The organism is Flavobacterium sp. CG_9.1 (genome assembly GCF_015751645.1).
GTDB lineage: Bacteria > Bacteroidota > Bacteroidia > Flavobacteriales > Flavobacteriaceae > Flavobacterium > Flavobacterium xanthum.
In genome coordinates, this window is record NZ_JADOVC010000020.1 from 56739 (window position 1) to 76508 (window position 19770).

Consider the following 19770-nt stretch of genomic DNA (forward strand, 5'->3'; position numbering starts at 1 on the left):
AGTCCCTATCAAAATAAATTTGATAGGGATTTTTCGTTGAATAAAGATAACTAATAATATAGCCAAATCAATAACAAATATTACAGAGTTAGTAAAAGCTATTCGATAAAATTATTTTTATCATAAAAGTAAACCGGCGTTTAATCTCTATTTAAAATAGATTAAAAGCTTTTTTTATGTTTTAAAATGAATAGTGTTTTGTAATGATTTTTTTATATTTTAGCTTAACAAATAACTCTGACGTTTGTCAAACTTGTACACCCAAATTAAGATAGATAAGTCTGGTTTTGTAAGACCTAAATACAAGTTGGCAAATATTATAAAATTAAACGTGGAAAAATTAAAAATTAATTAATGAAAAAAATTATTATAGTAATTCTTATGCCTTTATTACTAGTTTCTTGTAAAATGACAAAAGAAACTTATGACAGTGGCGAATTAAAAAAAATAGGGAGAACATCAAGTGATTTAAAAAATGGGAAATGGAAATTTTACCATAAAAACGGAACGATATTTCAAAAAGGGAAATATCTTAATGGAGCAGAAATAGGTGTTTGGGAAATTTTTCACGAAAATGGCAAATTGCATCAGATCGGTAAATTTAATAATGGAAAACAAGACGGAGAGTGGAAATTTTTCTACGAAAACGGAAATAAAGAAGGAATTGGAAAATTAGATAATGGAAAATTGATTGGGCAATGGAATTGGTACCACACTAATGGAAGAATTTATACTGAAAGATTATACACCGATGGAAAACTAATGAATATAATTAATTGTTTTGATGGTAATGGAAAGAAATTAGATAAAGGAACTCTAAAAGATGGAAATGGAACACTAAATGTATATGATTTAGAAGGGAATTTATTAGAAGTTCAAAACTTTAAAGATGGCAAATATATAAAATAACGATTTGCCAACAGCCATTTTGAGCTAGCTGGAATTTAGTGGAATTAACGTTTCGCATCAAGTTTTCGTTAGGCCGAAAACCTAGCGTTTACGAACATCCAACCATCTCAAAGCAGCAAAATGTAAGACCTCAGTTAACCAAAAAACCGAAAAGAAAACAAGAAATCAAATTATGCAAAATAATAAACAATTATTCTTAAATTTCATAGTTGTATTACTTCTGATAAACAATATATCTGCTCAAACAAAACAAATAAACCAAATTGATTCTTTAATGAACCACTACAGTCAAATTGGAGCTTTCAATGGAAATATAGTTGTTTCAAAAAATAATAAAATTATATACAACGCTTCATTTGGGTTTACTGATGAAACTAAAACGAGAAAATTAACGACTGACTATAAATTTAATATTGGCTCAATTACAAAAGAATTTAGTGCGGTTGCTTTGATGCAATTAAAAGAACAAGGTAAACTAAAACTGAACGATAAGGTTTCCAAATTTATTCCCGAATTACCAAAATGGGCAAATGAAGTTGCTATTGCAGATCTATTACAGTACAAAAGTGGAATACCTAATGTAAATTGGAAAAGTATTCAAAATGACAAAGACCTTTTTGATGGTTTAAAACTAATTGATACTCTTAATTTTAAACCAGGTACAAATTATGATTACAATAACAACAATATCTTTTTGAGACAGTTTATTGTTGAACGATTAACAGGAATGTCTTTTAAAACATATGCAGAGAAATTTATATTCAAACTTTGCAAAATGAATTCGTCTGTAATGACTCCTTTTGAAAATGAAAAAAACATAGCCAAGGGATTTAATAATAATTTGGTTCAAGATAAAACGGATTTATCCATAACAGGCGGTACTTATTTAACTACAATTGATTTATTAAAATGGGTAAATTGTCTTCACTCGAAAAAAATAGTAACCAAAAAATCACTTTTTGAAATTGGTCAACAATTTAATTTAGAAGAAACTCAATCAGCTTTAGGATTGGCAAAATATAAAAACGGAAATTTGATTGAGCATTTACACGATGGAAGGGCTGGGAATTATGAAGCAATTTTAGTTTCAAATATTACTAAAAAGTTTACTATAATTTTGTTAGACAATAATTATAATGGAAAAGTTTTTGAAATTTCAGATGCGATTATTGAAAAATTGAAAAAATAACCGATCGCCTAACCTTAGTTTGGCAATATGGCGGGGATTTGACCAAATTTAAAATTTGTTTTGTACTTTTAAAACACAATCATTTACCAAAAAACTCAAATTACAATAATGAATTATAACTTTAGAAAAGCAACACTATCTGAAATTGATCCAATATGGGCCATTTTGCAACAAGCCATCCAACGACGAAAAGAAGACGGCAGCGCGCAATGGCAAGACGGTTATCCAAATCCAGCAGTGGTGCAAAAAGATATTGAACAAGGAGCAGGATTTGTTTTAGTTGCAGGAAAAACTATCATCGGTTATAGTGCCGTACTCATCAATGATGAACCTGCTTATGGAAACATGGAAGGAAAGTGGCTTACGAATGATGATTTTGTTGTGATGCACCGCGTAGCTATTTCTGAAAACTATTTGGGTAAAGGTTTGGCAAAACTGATGATCAAAAACATAGAAGATTTTGCGTTAAGCAACAACATTTTCAGTGTAAAAGCGGACACTAATTTTGACAATTTACCTATGATGAGAATTTTTGAAAGTCAAGGTTATACCTATTGTGGCGAAGTTTATTTTAGAGGAAGCCCACGAAAAGCATACGAAAAAGTCTTAACTAAATAGGGCTAATTATAATTCTAAAAACTTTGGAATAATTACCTCGATGCAGAGCCCCAGCGGTATTAGCGAAATAGCAACCACAGATTCACAGATTTTCAATACTCTTTTTTAATCTGTGAATCTGTGGCTAAAAAATCCATGCAGAGCTTCGAGGAATTAAAAAACCGCAAATTCGCAAATAAAAACAGCCAACAACTGTTTCGATAATTTGCGAATTTGCGGTGAATTTTTTAAAACAATCTTAAACAGTAGCTTCTTCTTCAGGAGCAGTTTCAAATTCCATGTGATCCTCGATTTCTGCAACAACTTCTGGTTTCGAAGCTTTTAGCGCATTGAACTTTTCTATTTGTTCTAACTCTCCTTCTTCACCGCTGAAATAAGGAAAAACATCCATGATAGGAGATTCCATGATAGCGGGAATAGTGTAGTCACCCATCGTTCCTTTCATGATGTCAGTTGTATTATCAAAAGCTTCTTTTACATCATTCGCTTGCACTAATAAATACATGCTTGTCTTGCGCTCTTTGCCGCTTTCTTCATCATAAGCCAGTAAAGAAACTTTCGATTTAAACCAACGATCGGCATTTTCAAATGGGTGGATCTCCGCATAATTGGCCATTTTTATATTGGTGATTTTAAACTCTTCACTGATATATGCCGACATTTCCTCTGTAATTCTACTTTCGGCTTCTGTGTAAGACAAAGCATCTACCAAATAGGGTTCCGTTGTGATTTTTTGCCCGCCGGTTTCATCTGTTTTTCTATATTTTACTTTGCATTCGTACCAAATTGTGCTCATCTCTATGTTTTTTTAAGGAGGTCAAAGATAGATTTTAAAGGAAAAAAAAAGCACTTTCCATAAAATAGATATTCACAATTTATAAGGAAGACTGTATTGATTATGGATACAACTCTGTAACTAGACACTATCAAACGACATAAACGAACAAAGGAGCTACTAATGAAAGCAAACTATCTTGCTCATAAATGGCAATGAACATATTGAAATTTAAAAGTTTACCACGGAAACTAGATTCGACCGCAAAACCGTTTTATTAACATTAAAAAAGAATTTATTTCATGTTAATATAATGTTAAATAAAAACTAAACAGTTGTTTAAATTAAACGCTTGTTTAAATTTGTTTTGAATAAATTAGATCCAATTGAAAAGTAATTTTAACGATAAACAAATTCAAATCCTCGAAGTAGCTGAAGTTCTTTTTGCTGAAAAAGGATTTGATGGTACTTCTATTCGAAACATAGCAAAAGTGGCAAAAATTAATGTTGCCATGGTTTCTTATTACTTTGGTTCCAAGGAGCGTCTATTGGAATCCCTTATTGTTTATCGAACTTCTGATCTTAAAAATCAATTAGACAATTTACTGCAGGAAGATCTTGAGCCTATTGATAAAATCAATAAACTGATTGAATTATACATCAATAGAATTAATAGCAACAGAGGAATTTATAGAATTCTACACTTTGAATTTACTTCTAAAAAAAGAGAGCAAAATCTTCAGTCTTTTTCGGAATTAAAAAAGGGAAATCTCAAATCTCTAGAAACCATTATTGAAGAAGGTCAGAAAAAAGGAATTTTCAGAAAAGACGTTATTATTCCGCTTATTACGCCCACCATTTTGGGTACTTTCTTTCATTTTCACATGAATAAACCTTTCTTCGAAAATTTATTAAACTTAAAAACCGAAGATTTGTACAATAACTACATAAAAACCAATTTGACAAAGCACATTCAACAAACTATTAAAGCACTTCTGATTTATGAAAGTTAGTCAATTCATGCTCTTTGGGGTTTTCTTCATTGGAATTTCCGCTATAGAAGCACAAGAAAAAACAAGTTTAACCTTGAACGAAGCCATTAATTTGGCTTGGACCAAAAGCAATGAGGTTACGTTGGCAAATACAAAAGTAAAAACCAAAAAGTACGAATTGCAATCCACTAAAAACAATCAATATCCAGATTTAAAATTATCGGGTCAATACCAAAGATTGGCTAATGCATCAGTTAATTTTAAACTCAATCAAAATAACAACGCACAACCACTACCAATCGTAAATCAATTGATGATTGGACAACTGAATGCCAGTGTTCCTGTATTTTCTGGCTTCAAAATCCAGAATAGTATTACTGTTTATGAGAATTTATATCAGGCAGAAATGGCAACGGCTTCGCAAACAAAAGAAGAAATAGCGTTGCGGGTTATCGATTACTACGCTAGCTTATACAAAGCTCAAAAAACAATTGAACTTTTAAAAGAAAATCAAAAAAGTGCACAACAACGTGTAAAAGATTTTATCGAACTGGAAAAAAACGGAATTATTCCCAGAAATGATCTGCTGAAATCTAAATTACAAACTTCGCAAATTCAACTGTCACTTGACGAGACGGACAACAATCTGAAAATTATCAACTTTTATTTGGTCACGCTTTTAAAATTAAATCCCAATACAAAACTAGAAATTCGGGAAGAAAATTTTGCTGATTTCCAAATGACGAATGTTCCAACAAATGAATTACCGGCTTTAGAAAATCGCAAAGATTTAGAAGCCATACGCTTTCAAGGAAAAGCAAGTGAAGCTACTATTAAAATAGCCAAAGGTTCGTACTATCCAGCGATTGCAATTGTTGGCGGATACACTGCGTTAGACTTGAGCAATGTAATCACGGTTCAAAATGCGATGAATATTGGTGTTGGAATTTCTTATGATTTAAGTGCGATACTTAAAAATGGCACGCTGGTTAAACTAGCTGAAAGCAAATATCTTGAAGTACAAAATTCAGAATCGATTTTAACTGATTACATTAAAATTCAGGTAAAAAAGGCTATAGAAGACTACGACTTAGCGTTAAAACAAAGTGTTGTTTATGTGGAAGCAGAAGAGCAATCTACTGAAAATTACCGCATAGTTAAAGACAAATATGATAATGGACTATCCGATACCAATGATTTATTGGAAGCGGATGTAGAGCAACTAAGCTCTAAAATTAATAAAGCTTTGGCCAGAGCCAATACCATTCAAAAATACTACGAGTTGCTTTCCGTAACTGGCCAACTATCACAAACCTTCAATATTGCACAAAAATAATCACACCCCATGGAAAAGAAAAAAACAAATAAAAAATTTATTATTATCCTAGTGGCTTTGGTAGTTTTAGGTGCAACTTACGGGACTTATAAATACATGCATTCCCAATCGCATGAGGAAACTGATGATGCCCAAATTGAAAAAAACATGAATCCAATTATCCCAAGAGTTTCGGGATATGTGGACAAAGTATATATCAAAGACAATGATTTTGTAAAGAAAGGCGATACGCTTTTTACGATTGACAAAAGAGATTATCAATTAAAAATTGAAGAAGCCAATGCTGCAATGGTTGGAGCGGAAGGTAATTTTGAAGTTTCTAAAGCTGATATTGGAAGTGCATTGGCCAGCATCTCTGTTTCTGATGCGAATGTATTATCAGCAGGTGGAAATATTGAATCGGCAAAAATTAGATTAGGACGTATTACCAGTGATTACAACCGATATGACAATCTATACAAAAGCCATTCGATTACAAAACAACAATACGAGCAAGCCTTAGCTGCAAAGCTGGAAGCAGAAAGTCAAGTTCGTGTGTTGCAACAGCAAGAAAGAGCAAGTGCTTTTCAAAAATCAGTTATTGTGGCTAAGTCAAAGGTTTCAAACAAGCAAACAGAAGTCGCTGCTGCCAATATTACAAGAGCCAAAGCCGTATTAGATGCTGCCAAATTAAATTTAACCTACACGGCAATAACTGCTGCAATTGATGGGCAGGTTTCCAAAATTGATATTCAACCCGGACAATTAGTGCAACCGGGACAATCGTTATTTTACATCATCAATAACAAAGAAGCTTGGGTAATTGCTAATTTCAAAGAAACGCAATTAAACAAAATGGTTATTGGTCAAAAAGTAACCGTAAAAGTAGATGCGTATCCAGGTTATAATTTTCAGGGATCCATTACCTCTTTCTCACCGGCTACAGGTTCCCGATTCTCTTTATTACCTCCTGATAATGCCACGGGAAATTTTGTAAAAACAATCCAAAGATTACCAGTTAAAATAAGTTTGAATACGACAAATGATCCAGAAAAAATAAAATTATTACGCCCAGGAATGAATGTAGATGTGGACGTACACTTGGATTAAATAAAAAATTTGACAGCTTTTAAAATGTCAAAAGGAGGCAGAACTTTTAAGAGAATGATAGTTTACAATTTAGTATAAAATGGTACAAACCGGAGAAGACGATTTAGTAGAATATGGCTTTAGAAGAGTCATCATAACCATTACAGCCGTTCTTTGTGCTATGCTAGAAATTGTTGACACTACAATTGTAAATGTAGCATTAAACAATATGCGAGGCAGCCTTGGTGCTTCTCTAACTGATGTGGCTTGGGTAATAACTGCTTATGCAATTGCCAATGTGATTGTGATACCGATGACGAGTTGGTTGTCGCAACAGTTTGGACGCAGAAATTATTTTGCAGTTTCCATTATTATCTTTACAGTTGCCTCTTTTTTATGTGGAAATGCCAATAATATATGGGAATTAGTCGCCTTTAGATTTATACAAGGACTCGGAGGAGGCGCTTTATTAGTAACTGCACAAACCATCATTACAGAGAGTTACCCCGTTGCCAAAAGAGGTATGGCACAAGCCATTTACGGAATGGGAGTGATTGTGGGACCAACTCTTGGACCGCCATTAGGAGGGTACATTGTAGATCATTTTTCCTGGCCTTATATCTTTTACATCAACATTCCGCTTGGAATTATCGCTACATTATTAACCCTATCCTTCGTAAAAAGTCCAAAATATGGTGACAAACTAAAAGCGAGTCAAGTCGATTGGTGGGGAATCTTTCTTTTAACTGCTTTTATTGGTTCTCTACAATATGTTTTAGAACATGGTCAGCAAGATGATTGGTTTAATAATACTACTATTGTCCTTTTATCTGTGATTTCCATTTTTGGTTTATTGCTCTTTATTTGGAGAGAGCTAACCTACAAACATCCCATTGTGAATTTAAGAGTTCTTAAGGATACCAACTTAAGAGTAGGAACAATTATGTGTTTTATACTTGGTTTCGGGTTGTATGGTTCTACTTTTATTATCCCCATTTATACACAATCGGTTTTGGGCTGGAGTGCATTAGATGCTGGATTATTATTGATTCCTAGCTCCATCACTACTGGAATTATGATGCCCTTTATAGGCAAAATGATTCAGCGTGGAGTCCCACAAGCCTATATGGTTGCTGCAGGTTTTCTAACCTTTTTCCTTTTTACCTACTGGATGCAACAAGTAATTACGCCAGATTCTGGTGAAGAACATTTATACTGGCCATTAATATTAAGAGGCGTTGGTCTTGGTTTATTATTTGTTCCTATTTCTACACTTTCATTGTCCACTTTAAAAGGAAAAAGTATTGGCGAAGGAGCTGCTTTTACAGGAATGATGAGACAACTAGGGGGGTCGTTTGGTATTGCCATTATCACCACTTTCATTGCCAGATTCAATCAGGAACACCGAGTAAATCTTATATCACATCTAAATGCTACTTCCTTTGAAGTACAGAAAACGGTCCAAGAACTCAAAATGGGATTCATGTCCAAAGGGTTTTCTGAAAATGAAGCGTTGGCTAAAGCTTACAAAGCGATAGAATATAAAGTAATGGTACAAAGTTCTGTACTATCGTATATCGATATTTTCCTTTATTTAGGCGCTTTGTTTTTGTTGTGTATTCCTTTTATACTTTTGATAAAAAAAGGTAAAAACAAAATAAATCCCGCCGATGCCATGCATTAGTAGAGATGCGATTTATAGCGTGTTCTTCTCTTACGCTATAAATCGTATTGTCTTATCAACCCAAAAACAGCATCTTCTTGCAGGATTTCGTATAGCTAGTCTCTAGGATTATCGGGTAAAAACCAAATGACTTCCTTCTGATAAATTGGCGTCAAATTGATAGCCATCGTAATTGAAACCTTTTAGATCGTCTACTGTTTGAGCATTGGTATCGATGATGTAGCGCACCATCATGCCCCTCGCTTTTTTAGCAAAAAAACTGATTATTTTAAGTTTTCCGTTTTTGTAATCCTTGAATTCTGGTGTAATTACAGGAAAATTTAATGCTTTAACATCTATTGCTGAAAAATATTCAGTACTGGCTAAATTCACAAACAATTCTCCTTCATTAACTTCTTTATTCAAGGCTTCGGTAATTGTAGGTTTCCAATATTCATATAAATTTTTGCTTTCTCCAATGGGTAATTTGGTTCCCATTTCCAATCTATAGGCCTGCATTAAGTCTAACGGTTTCAGCAATCCATACAAACCGGAAAGGATGCGCAAATTATCTTGTAAGGCTTGAATTTTATTTATAGGTAACGAGTAAACGTCTAATCCCGTGTACACATCGCCATCAAAGGTATAAACCGCAGGACGTGCATTTGATGTTGTAAAAGGCGTTTTCCATTCTTGATTTCGTTTCCAATTTAAATCGGCCAATTTATCTGAAATACTCATTAAATCTGATAAATCAGAGGGCTTTTTCTCTTTAAGCACTTTTTGAATCTGTTTTGACTCTTTTAAAAACAAAGGTTCTGTATATAATTTAGTAGGTAATTCTTTCTCGAAATTTAAGGATTTGGCCGGTGATATAACAATTTTCATAAATACTACTCTTTCGAGCTCTTTCAATTAATAAACTCAAAAGTACAAATTGAAAACCGGAAACGACAACTATTTGCATCGATTTGTTTAATAATGTCATAAATAATTAAATTCACAACCCATTATATTTGCGTATTTTTGAGTTCGAAATAACTCAAAAGAGGACCTCAAAATGAATCCAATTGAAATCCAAAAAGCAACTCTAAATGATCTTGAAATACTCCAAAAATTAAGTATTCAAACATTTACAGAAACCTTTGCTGCCGTAAATACGCCTGATAATATTACCAACTACATCAATGATAGTTTCAACACACAGCAATTAACAACGGAATTAAGCAATACGAATTCAATGTTTTATTTAGCCTATTCGAATAGAGTAGCCGTTGGTTACCTAAAAATAAACTTTGGAGATGCCCAAACCGAAACCCATGATCAAAATGCTTTGAAGGTACATCGAATTTATGTTTTGCAAACTTTTCACGGTAAAAACATTGGACAATTGTTGCTGAACCAGGCAAAAAAGATAGCCGAAAATAATGGTGTTGCTTCTATTTGGCTTGGTGTCTGGGAAGAAAACTACAGAGCGCTTCAATTTTATGCTAAAAATGGATTTGTCGTTTTTGACCAACATGTTTTTACATTGGGAAATGACAAACAAACTGATTTATTGATGCAGCTTAGACTCAAATAAAAGTAACACTTGGTTACCCTTTTACCAAGTATTTTTAAATTTTAAATTCGTCCTTATTTGCGACAATCGGAAATGTTATTTGGCCTATTTTTGTACTAAAGAGGATTAAAACTATGAAACACGATGTGATTATTATTGGAGCGGGACTGTCAGGACTGGCTGCGGCTGTTCATTTGCACCGCCAAGGGAGAAAAGTACTTGTTCTAGAGGCCAGCGACCGTGCGGGAGGAAGAATAAAAACCGATTCTCATGACGGATTTCTCTTAGATCGAGGTTTCCAAGTACTTTTGACTGCTTACCCAGAAACGCAAACCTTACTCAATTATAAAGACTTACAACTAAAAAAAATGCTGCCTGGAGCCACCGTACTTTATGACGGAGGCATTTTTGAAATTGCAGATCCCTTACGAAGACCTTCGGCAGCATTGGCAACCCTTTTTGCGCCAGTTGGTACGTTAAAAGATAAAATGAATACCCTATGGTTAAAAAATAAATTACAAAAATTAACCATCGAAACTATTTTCGAACAACCAGAACAAACAACACAAAAGCAACTGGCTGAATATGGTTTTAGTCCAAAGATGATTCAGCGTTTTTATGCCCCTTTCCTTTCTGGAATCTTTTTAGAAAATAAATTGCAAACTTCCCGACGAATGTTCGATTTTGTGATGAAAATGTTTTCTGATGGTGACGTAGCAGTTCCTGCTTTAGGAATGGAAGAAATCCCAAAGCAACTAGTAGACATGCTTCCCCAAGGAAGTATAGCATGCAATACGAAGGTAACTGCTGTTGATGGCAATAAAGTAACTACCGCAGATGGAACAATTTTAGAAGCCAACCAAATCCTTTTGGCAACGACCGCCAATCAACTTACAAAACAATTTTTTCCTAACCAAAAAATGACTTCACATCAAGTGACTAACCTCTATTTTGAAGCCAAAGAAGCGCCTACTGATAAAGCCGTAGTTGTATTGAATGCTTCAACACAGAAAAAGTGGGTCAATAATTTGACGGTTCTTTCTAATGTTTCTGAAGCTTATGCGCCAAAAGGCAAAGTACTTATTTCTGTTTCCTACAATGGAATCCCAACTATTGATGACGCAACTTTGGCAGAAAATATGAAAGATGAATTAAAACAGTGGTACGGTCAAAAAGTTACTTCATGGAAAATGCTAAAAGCATATCGGATTGAATATGCTTTGCCAACACAGGAAAGTGTGCGGAATGAAATCGCGGCTTCTGAAATAAAAATATCAGATGTACTTTATATTTGTGGAGACCACTTGCTGAATGGCTCTATCAATGCCGCTTTAAAAACGGGAAGATTGGCCGCAGAAGCAATGAAAATTCAAGGTTCCTAATATAAATAGTTTTGTCAAAAAATAAATTTTACATTTAAAATCTTAGGCCATTTATTTTTACAAAAAAGTCGCTCTACCTAAATCATAGTATATTTTTTAAAATCATTAAGAAAATTAAGTTCTACTGTTCTTGATTTTCTTAATGATAAAAAAAGACTACCATTACTAATTGGCACTTTATTTAATCAATCACTACTTTATAGGTTGGATCTTCTAGAATATTAACGTCTATAATCTGATCTGCATTTTTTAGTAAGGTTTTACAATCCGCACTTAAATGTTGCAAATGGACCGTTTTATTAAGTTTAGCGTACCGTTCTGTAATTTTGTTAACGGCATCAATCGCACTCATATCCGTAATTTTGCTTTCTTTAAAATCAATAATAACCTCATTTGGATCATTGAAAACATCAAATTTCTCAGAGAAAGCGGTTGTGGACGCAAAAAATAAAGGGCCATATATTTCATAATGTTTCACTCCTTTTGCATCAATGTATTTTTTTGCCCGAATTCTTTTAGCACTTTCCCAAGCAAAAACTAGAGCGGAAATAATCACTCCTATTAAAACTGCAAGCGCTAAATTGTGCAACAGAATGGTAATTACTGCTACTAGTATTCCAACAAAAATATCATGTTTTGGCATTTTATTTATAATTCGGAAACTCGCCCACTCAAATGTTCCAATAGCTACCATAATCATGACACCAACCAAAGCTGCCATGGGTAATTGTTCAATTATTGGAGCTCCAAACAAAATAATAAGCAGTATTGTCAAGGCAGCTACAATTCCAGACAAACGTGCTCTAGAACCTGCAGATAGATTTACCAATGTTTGTGCAATCATAGGACATCCGCCCATCCCGAAGAAAAAACCATTTAAAATATTTGAACTTCCTTGCGCAATACATTCTCGATTTCCAATGCCTTTAGTTCCGGTAATTTCATCTACCAAGGACAGTGTTAATAATCCTTCAGTCAATCCTACAGAAGCCATGATTAAGGCATACGGAAATATAATTTCAAACATTTCAAAAGTAATTGGAACATTAGGAATATGAAATGGAGGAAAACCACCGCTGATTGAAGCAATATCTTGGACCGTTTTTGTTTCGATTCCAAAGAAAAAAACCAGTGCAAAAACAACGATAATAGCGGCTAATGAAGCCGGTATCGCTTTTGTTACTTTTGGCAGCACCACGATAATCGCAATGGTAAGTGCAACTAAACCTATCATAATTAGTAAGGGACTTCCTGAAAGAAATTGGATTTGCCCATTGACTATTGCTTTGAATTGATCCAACTGCGACATGAAAATAATAACCGCTAAACCATTGACGAACCCAAACATCACAGGTTGCGGCACCAATCGAATAAATTTTCCGAGTTTAAAGATACCCACTAAAATTTGTAAAATACCTGCCAAAGCTACTGCTGCAAAAACATATTCTAAGCCGTTGGACTTCATTAAAGCAATTAAAACAATCACTGTAGCTCCAGCTCCTCCAGATATCATTCCAGGTCTTCCACCAAAAACTGCTGTGATTAAACCCGCAATAAATGCAGCATACAACCCCATCAAAGGTGGGAAACCGGCAACTATTGCAAAAGAAAGCGATTCTGGAATCATCGTCATAGCTACGGTCAAACCTGCTAAAATTTCTATTCTAAAATTGACTTTTTGAGAAAAATCAAATAAATTAAATACTTTTTTCATTTCATAAATATAAGTGGACGACACAATTTCATAGTAAGAAATCACATCGAAACAAAATTCGATAAATTGTTTTTGGGAGAAATCCCTCGATTTACAATCTATAAATCAGTGCGGAAAATCTTGAGAAGAGGTTGTACGTTGTTTTTTCATCGGAATTGCAAAAATAGAACTTTTTAATTGTTTTTACAACCAGAATTGGACCTACTGCACAACACTTAGGCTATGGTACAAAGTATTTTAGAATTCCGTTAATAAGACCGCAGTTATCTCTTGCTTTAAAAAAATAAGACTTTTAGCTCTAAATTTTTAAAATCCATCAAAAATATTCATCTTTGACCTATTAAATATTTTTTATTCGCAAAAATTAAGTAGAAATACAACGGACCAATTTTGACAGATAAAAAATCAGTTCTTTAAAAAATTATTTTATGAAATTACTATATACTTTATTTTTTGCTTTTTGTTTAACCAGCAGCTATTCTCAAGCAACGAATGACTATTTTGAGACTATTAGGGATAACGAAGTCGCGTTGACTGCTTTCTTTTCCCACATGCCAAAAGGCGGCGATTTACACCACCATTTTTCCGGTTCTATTTATGCAGAACCTTTATTGCAACGTGCCATTGCAGCTAATTTTTATTTGAATACGGAAACGATGGATGTCCGAAAAGAAAAACCATCTTCGGGAGATTGGCAATTATTCTCTACCTTAAAAACGAATGGAACTCTAGATTCTTACCAACAAAAAATCATGCAAAAATGGTCTATAAAGGACTATAATTATGTGGATTACCCTTCTGATAAGTTATTTTTCGAATCCTTTATGAAGTTTGAACCAGCTATAAAGGGAAATTTTGGACAAGGATTATTGGAACTCAAAAACAGAGCCATTTCTGAAAACGTTAGTTACATTGAAACCCAATTATCTACAATTCCAACAACCCTAAATACGGATGATTTAACAAAGTTCAACTCAAGATTGCGAAAATTAGCTTTGGCGAAAGACGAAAAAGCAATTTTAACCACATTAGATTCTGTTTACAGCTCCTTATTAAAAAAAGAGGCTGAATCTTATGCCAAAGATTTCAACACTAATTTTGTGGCAAAGCTTCACAAAGACCTTAAAATTGATGACAAACAATTTACAATGCGGTACCAAAATTTTGTCTTGCGTTTCATGGAACCTGTTGAATTATTCAAGAATCTAGTTATCGCTTTTATTTCGGCAGATGGAAGTCCGCTGATTGCAGGAGTTAACATTGTTTCTCCAGAAGATGGTGCAACTTCAATGAAGGACTATTGGTTGCACATGCTAATGTTTAAATATTGTCATTCCCGTTATCCAGCTGTAAAATACGCGATGCATGCCGGCGAACTTACCTTGGGAATAGTACAACCTGAAGAACTAACATGGCACATCAGTGCTGCCGTTTATACTGCAGGAGCCAACCGAATTGGTCACGGAGTAGACCTAGCTTACGAAAAAGACTCGTATGATTTATTGCGTTACATGGCCAAGAAATCAATCCCAATTGAAATCAATTTAGTAAGTAACGAATTTATTTTAAAAGTAAAAGACAGCCGTCATCCATTGACCTTGTATAAGGAATTTGGTGTTCCTATTGTTATTAGTACGGATGATGCTGGAATTTTACGTACTAATATGACTGAGCAATATGTATTATTAGCTAAAAGATACAAGAACGTTTCGTATACTGATATCAAGCAATATGTATACAACAGCCTCCACTATAGTTTTATAAAGGACGAGAGTGTAAAAAAACAACTTCTTAAGGATTTAGACCTTAGATTTAAGACTTTCGAAGCAAATTTTCCAATGAAATAAACTATTTTTCAATTGTAAAGTCCACTGCATCAAACCAAAAAGTCCGCTCGAAAGCGGACTTTTTTTATGCAACAGAAGCACATGAATGTTGCTTATTTAGGATTTAGGATTAATTCAATTCGTTTGATGGCATCTTCATAATGGTATTTTGTTTCTGTATTTATGCCTCTCGTTTTAGCAACTGACAAAGTGTTTTTTAAGGTGTTCAACTCGCCTCTGACCAATCCTCTTATATCAGATTGTGCCACATTGTAAAAGTCAGAAGAGCGACCTGCTTTAATTTCTTCTTTCATCAGATACCCCATTCTCTCGATGTAAGCGCGTTGTAGGTTGCGTCTATAAATGGTAACATTCGTTGGCAAAGCAGCTTCTTTCCAGATTCCTTTACGCATATCCCCAAGTAAATCGAGCGCTTTATAATTAGCTGCTCCCATTATTTCTGCATCCATTAATCGCCCAATACGCTCAAAACTCAGCACATTATTTACATGTCGGGCTTGCAAGTTGCGGAAACGCTCTGTGTATCCTGAGTAATCAATATTTTTCAAAGTAGTCACATTGACCAACCAGGTTGGAGAAGCAAAAGCATTTGTTTGCAACCATTGCATGGCTTCCTGTTGTTTGGCTTTTGGAACAACATCATAAATAGTTCCGTTCTGGTTTGGTTTTTTAGCAGTTTCATAAACTCCTCCAACATTGGTAACGACATGTCCTACATACCTGCTCCAAACATCTAACATCTCTTTGTATAATTCATCTAAATCTTCATAATTATTAGTTACGTCACTGGTCCATTCTGATAAATGTGAGGCTACATACTGCAAGTTTTTGAGTCCATAAGTACTCGCTTTCATCGCATTATTCCCAATATCTTCTGTTTGCGAAGTAGGGTCAAAACTGCTGCTTTGTTTGCCATATTTATAAATAATATTTGCAGATTTTTCCATTATCCATTGGTCTAATGTAGGCACTTCTGCTTCGGCGGAAGTCACATTAGGAATCACTCTGTATCCCCAATTAGTTGCGTAATGATCGTACGGCCCCATTTTACGGATAAAACGAATGTTTTTATCTCCAGGCTGTGCAATATAATTAAAGCGCGCATAATCCATCAAACTGGCCGCGATTCCACTTTTTTGTGTAAAGTCACCATCTCTGTAACTTTCGGTATCATAAGCACAACTTGCGCCCATGTTGTGGGGAAAACCAAGCGCATGTCCCACTTCGTGAGCGATAACCATACGCATCATTTCACCCATTTCTTCCTCACTGGTGTTTAAGGTTCGTGCAGTTGGATTTGCAGCTCCGGTTTCTAATAAATAGCGGTTTCTGTAGGAGCGCAAATGGTTGTGGTACCAAATCACGTCGCTCTCGATTATTTCTCCTGTTCTTGGATCAGACACACTTGGTCCAACCGCATTACGCGTCGTACTCGCCACATACCGAATTACAGAATACCGAATGTCTTCTGGGCTGAAATCAGGATCTTGTTCCTTTGTTGGTGCATCTTTGGCAATAATTGCATTTTTAAAACCAGCTGTTTCAAAAGGCTTTTGCCAATCTTCAATACCTTGCTTTATGTATTTGCGCAGTTTTTCAGGAGTGGCAGGATCTAGATAATAAACAATAGGTTTGATAGGTTCCACCAACTCCCCTTTGGCGTAAGCGACAGGATCTTTAGGCTCCAATTTCCAGCGGCGAATGTAGGTTTTACTGTCTGATTTTAATTCGTTACTTCCATAATCGATTTGGCTCATCGTAAACCAGCCCACGCGCGGATCAGCGAGGCGCGGTTGCATCAATTTTTCAGGCAACAGAATCATCGATTGATTCATTTGGATGCTGATCGTTTCGGCATCTTCTTGACTAGGCGGTTTAGAAGCATTATAACTAAAATCTTGAATCACTTCAATATTCAAGGGGCAACTTTTCATTGTATTGATAAAACTGCGAGATTCATCCAATCCTTTTACTTTATAGGTTTCTCTCATTTCAGCTGATAACCCGCTGATCGATTTTACATCTGTACCATAAAATTTAGTTACGTCAATTACCGTATTTGCTGAATCTTTGCTGAATGCTACAATATCAAAAGCAAATAAAGTGGGTTCATAATTATTGGATTTAACCGATATACTGATTGGCAAACTGTCATTAGCCACAGCGCTAAATGATTTCAATTTAATTAAGATTTTATCCTGAAAACGTTGCCAAACAATGAGTTGCTCGTTCGTTTCGGATCCTGCGTTTACATATCCACCTCCTAAATTAGAAGGTAATTTAGACAACCGGCTCACTAAAAGCATGTCTTTATCTAAGTATTTGTTCGGGATTTCAAAAAAATATTTTTTATCTACTTTATGAACCGTGAACAAGCCTTGGTCGGAAATAGCCTCTTTGGTAATTACCTTACTGTATTCCTTGATGGTAGGTTCTGGCTTCTTATCTGGAGCGGGAAGCGTCACAGCATTTTTATCTTTTTTTCTTTTGGATTGGGCAAACTGGGTGGTGGATATTAATAATGTGGCTGCGATTGCAGTTAAAATGAAAAATTTCTTCATTTAGTGGTTATTTAATGGTTAATTAATATCAAAAATAATTTTTAGTGTCTTCAAATTGCATATTAACCAATGTTTTAACTTTTAATTAACAACTGTTTTGAGTCGAGTATTTTATTTTTCTTGGCGCATCCCAACCTTTTGTTTGCGGTTCTTTTTTATTACATTTGGTAATTATCAATTTATTTTCTAGTAATTACAAGCGATGTAGTACTTCGTTTGGAACTGTGTTGATTTTTGTTAAAAATATATAACCCACAAAATATAAAAAATGATTCGATATAGTTTTAATAAAATCCTCTTGTATGCAGTATTGCTTTTACTGCTTTCCGACAATGGGTATTGTCAAAAGAATATTTCAAAAATAGCTTTTGGTTCCTGTTCACATCAAAGTAATCCGTTGCCCATTTTTGATGTTGTAGTTCAACACAAACCTGATTTATTTGTCTTTCTTGGCGACAACATTTATGGAGATACTGATAACATGAGTACCCTTAAATCTAAATACGAACAGTTAGCCGCCAAGCCCTCTTTCCAAAATCTAAAAAAACACATTCCTATTATTGCAACTTGGGATGATCATGATTATGGACAAAATGATGCCGGTAGGCATTATCCCAAAAAAGCAGAATCTAAGGAACTTTTTCTGAGTTTTTTTGATGAACCTAAAGATTCAGAAAGAAGAAAACATAAAGGTATTTACACTTCCTATATGTATGAGAACAAAGGGAAAAAAGTACAGATTATCTTGTTAGACAACCGTACTTTTAGAGATAATTACAAGAAATACAACGGCGAAGTTGCTGCGGATAAACGGTTTTTCTACGATCTAGATTATACTCAGCAACAAGAACCTGATTCAACCTATTTAGGAGCAGCGCAATGGAAATGGTTGGAAGAGGAATTAAAGAAACCCGCCTCCATTAGATTGATTGGTTCCGGATCTCAGTTTGGAATTGAATACAACGGGTATGAAGGTTGGGCTAATTTTCCGCTAGAGCAAAAAAAATTCTTAAATCTCATCAAAAAAACAAAAGCAAACGGCATTTTATTTTTAACCGGAGACGTACATTATGCTGAAATTTCGAAACTTACTGAACCAGGTCTCTACCCTATTTATGATGTAACTTCCAGCGGTCTTTCCTCCACATGGCATTTTGCGACACCGAATAAAAATAGAATTGAAGGTCCCATTATGGAAAATCATTTTGGCTTAATTACAATCGATTGGAAAAATAAAATTCCAAAAATAAAAATGGAAATTTGGGATAGTTCCGACAATCAGCGCATAGAATACACGGTTGGATTGGATGAAATTAGTTTTAAAAAATAATCGTTTTTTTTTTACAACGCACTACAAAGGAATAGGAAATGACATAATAGTGTGTTTTTACTTCAATCTGTCCACAATAAAGAGAAAATTTTAAGTTTCAGAACACTACATAGATAGTTGCTATTATTTTACTGATTGTTTTATAGAAGGTACTATTATTTTAGTATGAAGAGTTGAAACAGATTTTTTAATAACACTTAAAAATCACAACATAATGAATTCTAAATTATTACTTTACTCGCTTGCAGCAGTAACACTAATTGCTTGTAATCAAAAGAGTGACGAATCAGAAAATATCAAAAAACTGCTAGAGAAAGAATCAGCAACATGGAGAGCCGGAGATGGAAAAGGACATGCCGAATGCTGGCATATCCAACCCTATAGCAGAATATTAGTTTCAACAATAGATGGACACACTTTAGATATTCCTGCAATTGCAATGACCAATACAGATCCAAAATCTATGGGGAATGGCGGCTATGCAATCAATACAAATTACAAAATGAGTATTAAGGAAAATAATGCTTGGGTGAGTCATGACGAAGTTTCTACTGCAAAAGATGGTAAAAGAAGTTACTCCCATGAAATTAGATTGGTAGAAAAAATAAAAGGAGAGTGGAAATTGGTAGGACAGTCCATTCATTTCTATAAATTAGAATGATAGCGCAAAAGTGACATAATTTTCGCTTTTTTTAACGACAATTTATCTATAAAATTTTATAATTTTATGCACTGCCATCCGAAAGTCGGAAATTAAAATTGCCTGAGAATCCCTTATTTTTGTTTTGCGAAAAATAAAATAATTTTATGGGACTCTTCAGACGA

At 34.4% G+C, this 19770-nt stretch carries 16 protein-coding genes; 12 read left to right on the forward strand and 4 right to left on the reverse strand.

Annotated elements, in window-relative coordinates:
- Window positions 1-354: 354 nt before the first annotated feature.
- The 3 genes from IWX83_RS11655 to IWX83_RS11665 all read left to right on the forward strand — a co-directional run bounded on the left by IWX83_RS11655 (window position 355) and on the right by IWX83_RS11665 (window position 2716).
- Window positions 355-909 carry a toxin-antitoxin system YwqK family antitoxin gene (locus IWX83_RS11655; protein WP_196829835.1) on the forward strand — a complete coding sequence of 185 codons (555 nt, stop codon included), beginning with the start codon at window positions 355-357 and terminating at the stop codon, window positions 907-909.
- A gap of 274 nt (window positions 910-1183) precedes the next feature.
- Entirely contained in the window at window positions 1184-2098 is a 915-nt protein-coding gene (locus tag IWX83_RS11660; protein ID WP_231379966.1) for a serine hydrolase, read from the forward strand.
- A 108-nt stretch (window positions 2099-2206) separates the two neighbouring features.
- Window positions 2207-2716, forward strand: a complete 510-nt coding sequence (locus tag IWX83_RS11665) for a GNAT family N-acetyltransferase (RefSeq protein WP_196829837.1) — start codon at window positions 2207-2209, stop codon at window positions 2714-2716.
- Between the two features lie 238 nt (window positions 2717-2954).
- Here the strand turns inward: IWX83_RS11665 and IWX83_RS11670 are convergent, their stop codons facing one another.
- Window positions 2955-3512: a DUF4494 domain-containing protein gene (locus tag IWX83_RS11670; protein WP_196829838.1), complete on the reverse strand. Its 558-nt coding sequence runs from the start codon at window positions 3510-3512 to the stop codon at window positions 2955-2957.
- 365 nt (window positions 3513-3877) lie between these two features.
- On the opposite strand from IWX83_RS11670, the gene IWX83_RS11675 reads away from it, so the two are divergent.
- From IWX83_RS11675 to IWX83_RS11690, 4 genes are all read left to right on the forward strand, one after another.
- On the forward strand, window positions 3878-4504 hold the full coding sequence (locus tag IWX83_RS11675) for a TetR/AcrR family transcriptional regulator (RefSeq protein ID WP_231379968.1): 627 nt from the start codon (window positions 3878-3880) through the stop codon (window positions 4502-4504).
- Window positions 4494-5819, forward strand: coding sequence for a TolC family protein (locus tag IWX83_RS11680; RefSeq protein WP_196829839.1), 1326 nt, complete (start codon window positions 4494-4496; stop codon window positions 5817-5819). Before IWX83_RS11675 ends, IWX83_RS11680 begins: the two co-directional genes overlap by 11 nt.
- A gap of 9 nt (window positions 5820-5828) precedes the next feature.
- Window positions 5829-6908, forward strand: coding sequence for an HlyD family secretion protein (locus tag IWX83_RS11685; protein ID WP_073354633.1), 1080 nt, complete (start codon window positions 5829-5831; stop codon window positions 6906-6908).
- 79 nt (window positions 6909-6987) lie between these two features.
- The gene (locus IWX83_RS11690) at window positions 6988-8571 is read left to right on the forward strand and encodes an MDR family MFS transporter (protein ID WP_196829840.1); all 1584 of its coding nucleotides are present in this window, start codon (window positions 6988-6990) and stop codon (window positions 8569-8571) included.
- 108 nt (window positions 8572-8679) lie between these two features.
- Here IWX83_RS11690 and yaaA read toward each other — a convergent pair whose 3' ends face one another.
- Entirely contained in the window at window positions 8680-9438 is a 759-nt protein-coding gene (yaaA, locus tag IWX83_RS11695) for a peroxide stress protein YaaA (RefSeq protein ID WP_073354681.1), read from the reverse strand.
- 172 nt (window positions 9439-9610) lie between these two features.
- Between yaaA and IWX83_RS11700 the strand changes: the two genes are divergently transcribed.
- Together IWX83_RS11700 and IWX83_RS11705 are read left to right on the forward strand one after the other, a co-directional pair.
- The gene (locus tag IWX83_RS11700) at window positions 9611-10132 is read left to right on the forward strand and encodes a GNAT family N-acetyltransferase (protein ID WP_196829841.1); all 522 of its coding nucleotides are present in this window, start codon (window positions 9611-9613) and stop codon (window positions 10130-10132) included.
- Between the two features lie 113 nt (window positions 10133-10245).
- Window positions 10246-11493, forward strand: coding sequence for an NAD(P)/FAD-dependent oxidoreductase (locus tag IWX83_RS11705; RefSeq protein ID WP_196829842.1), 1248 nt, complete (start codon window positions 10246-10248; stop codon window positions 11491-11493).
- 181 nt (window positions 11494-11674) lie between these two features.
- Here IWX83_RS11705 and IWX83_RS11710 read toward each other — a convergent pair whose 3' ends face one another.
- Window positions 11675-13207, reverse strand: coding sequence for a SulP family inorganic anion transporter (locus IWX83_RS11710; protein ID WP_196829843.1), 1533 nt, complete (start codon window positions 13205-13207; stop codon window positions 11675-11677).
- A 428-nt stretch (window positions 13208-13635) separates the two neighbouring features.
- On the opposite strand from IWX83_RS11710, the gene IWX83_RS11715 reads away from it, so the two are divergent.
- The gene (locus IWX83_RS11715) at window positions 13636-15054 is read left to right on the forward strand and encodes an adenosine deaminase (protein WP_196829844.1); all 1419 of its coding nucleotides are present in this window, start codon (window positions 13636-13638) and stop codon (window positions 15052-15054) included.
- 92 nt (window positions 15055-15146) lie between these two features.
- On the opposite strand, the gene IWX83_RS11720 is transcribed toward IWX83_RS11715, so the two are convergent.
- On the reverse strand, window positions 15147-17615 hold the full coding sequence (locus IWX83_RS11720) for a zinc-dependent metalloprotease (protein WP_196829845.1): 2469 nt from the start codon (window positions 17613-17615) through the stop codon (window positions 15147-15149).
- 268 nt (window positions 17616-17883) lie between these two features.
- Between IWX83_RS11720 and IWX83_RS11725 the strand changes: the two genes are divergently transcribed.
- Together IWX83_RS11725 and IWX83_RS11730 are read left to right on the forward strand one after the other, a co-directional pair.
- The gene (locus IWX83_RS11725; protein WP_196829846.1) at window positions 17884-18945 is read left to right on the forward strand and encodes an alkaline phosphatase D family protein; all 1062 of its coding nucleotides are present in this window, start codon (window positions 17884-17886) and stop codon (window positions 18943-18945) included.
- A 214-nt stretch (window positions 18946-19159) separates the two neighbouring features.
- The gene (locus IWX83_RS11730) at window positions 19160-19606 is read left to right on the forward strand and encodes an endo-arabinase (protein ID WP_196829847.1); all 447 of its coding nucleotides are present in this window, start codon (window positions 19160-19162) and stop codon (window positions 19604-19606) included.
- Window positions 19607-19770: the final 164 nt, after the last annotated feature.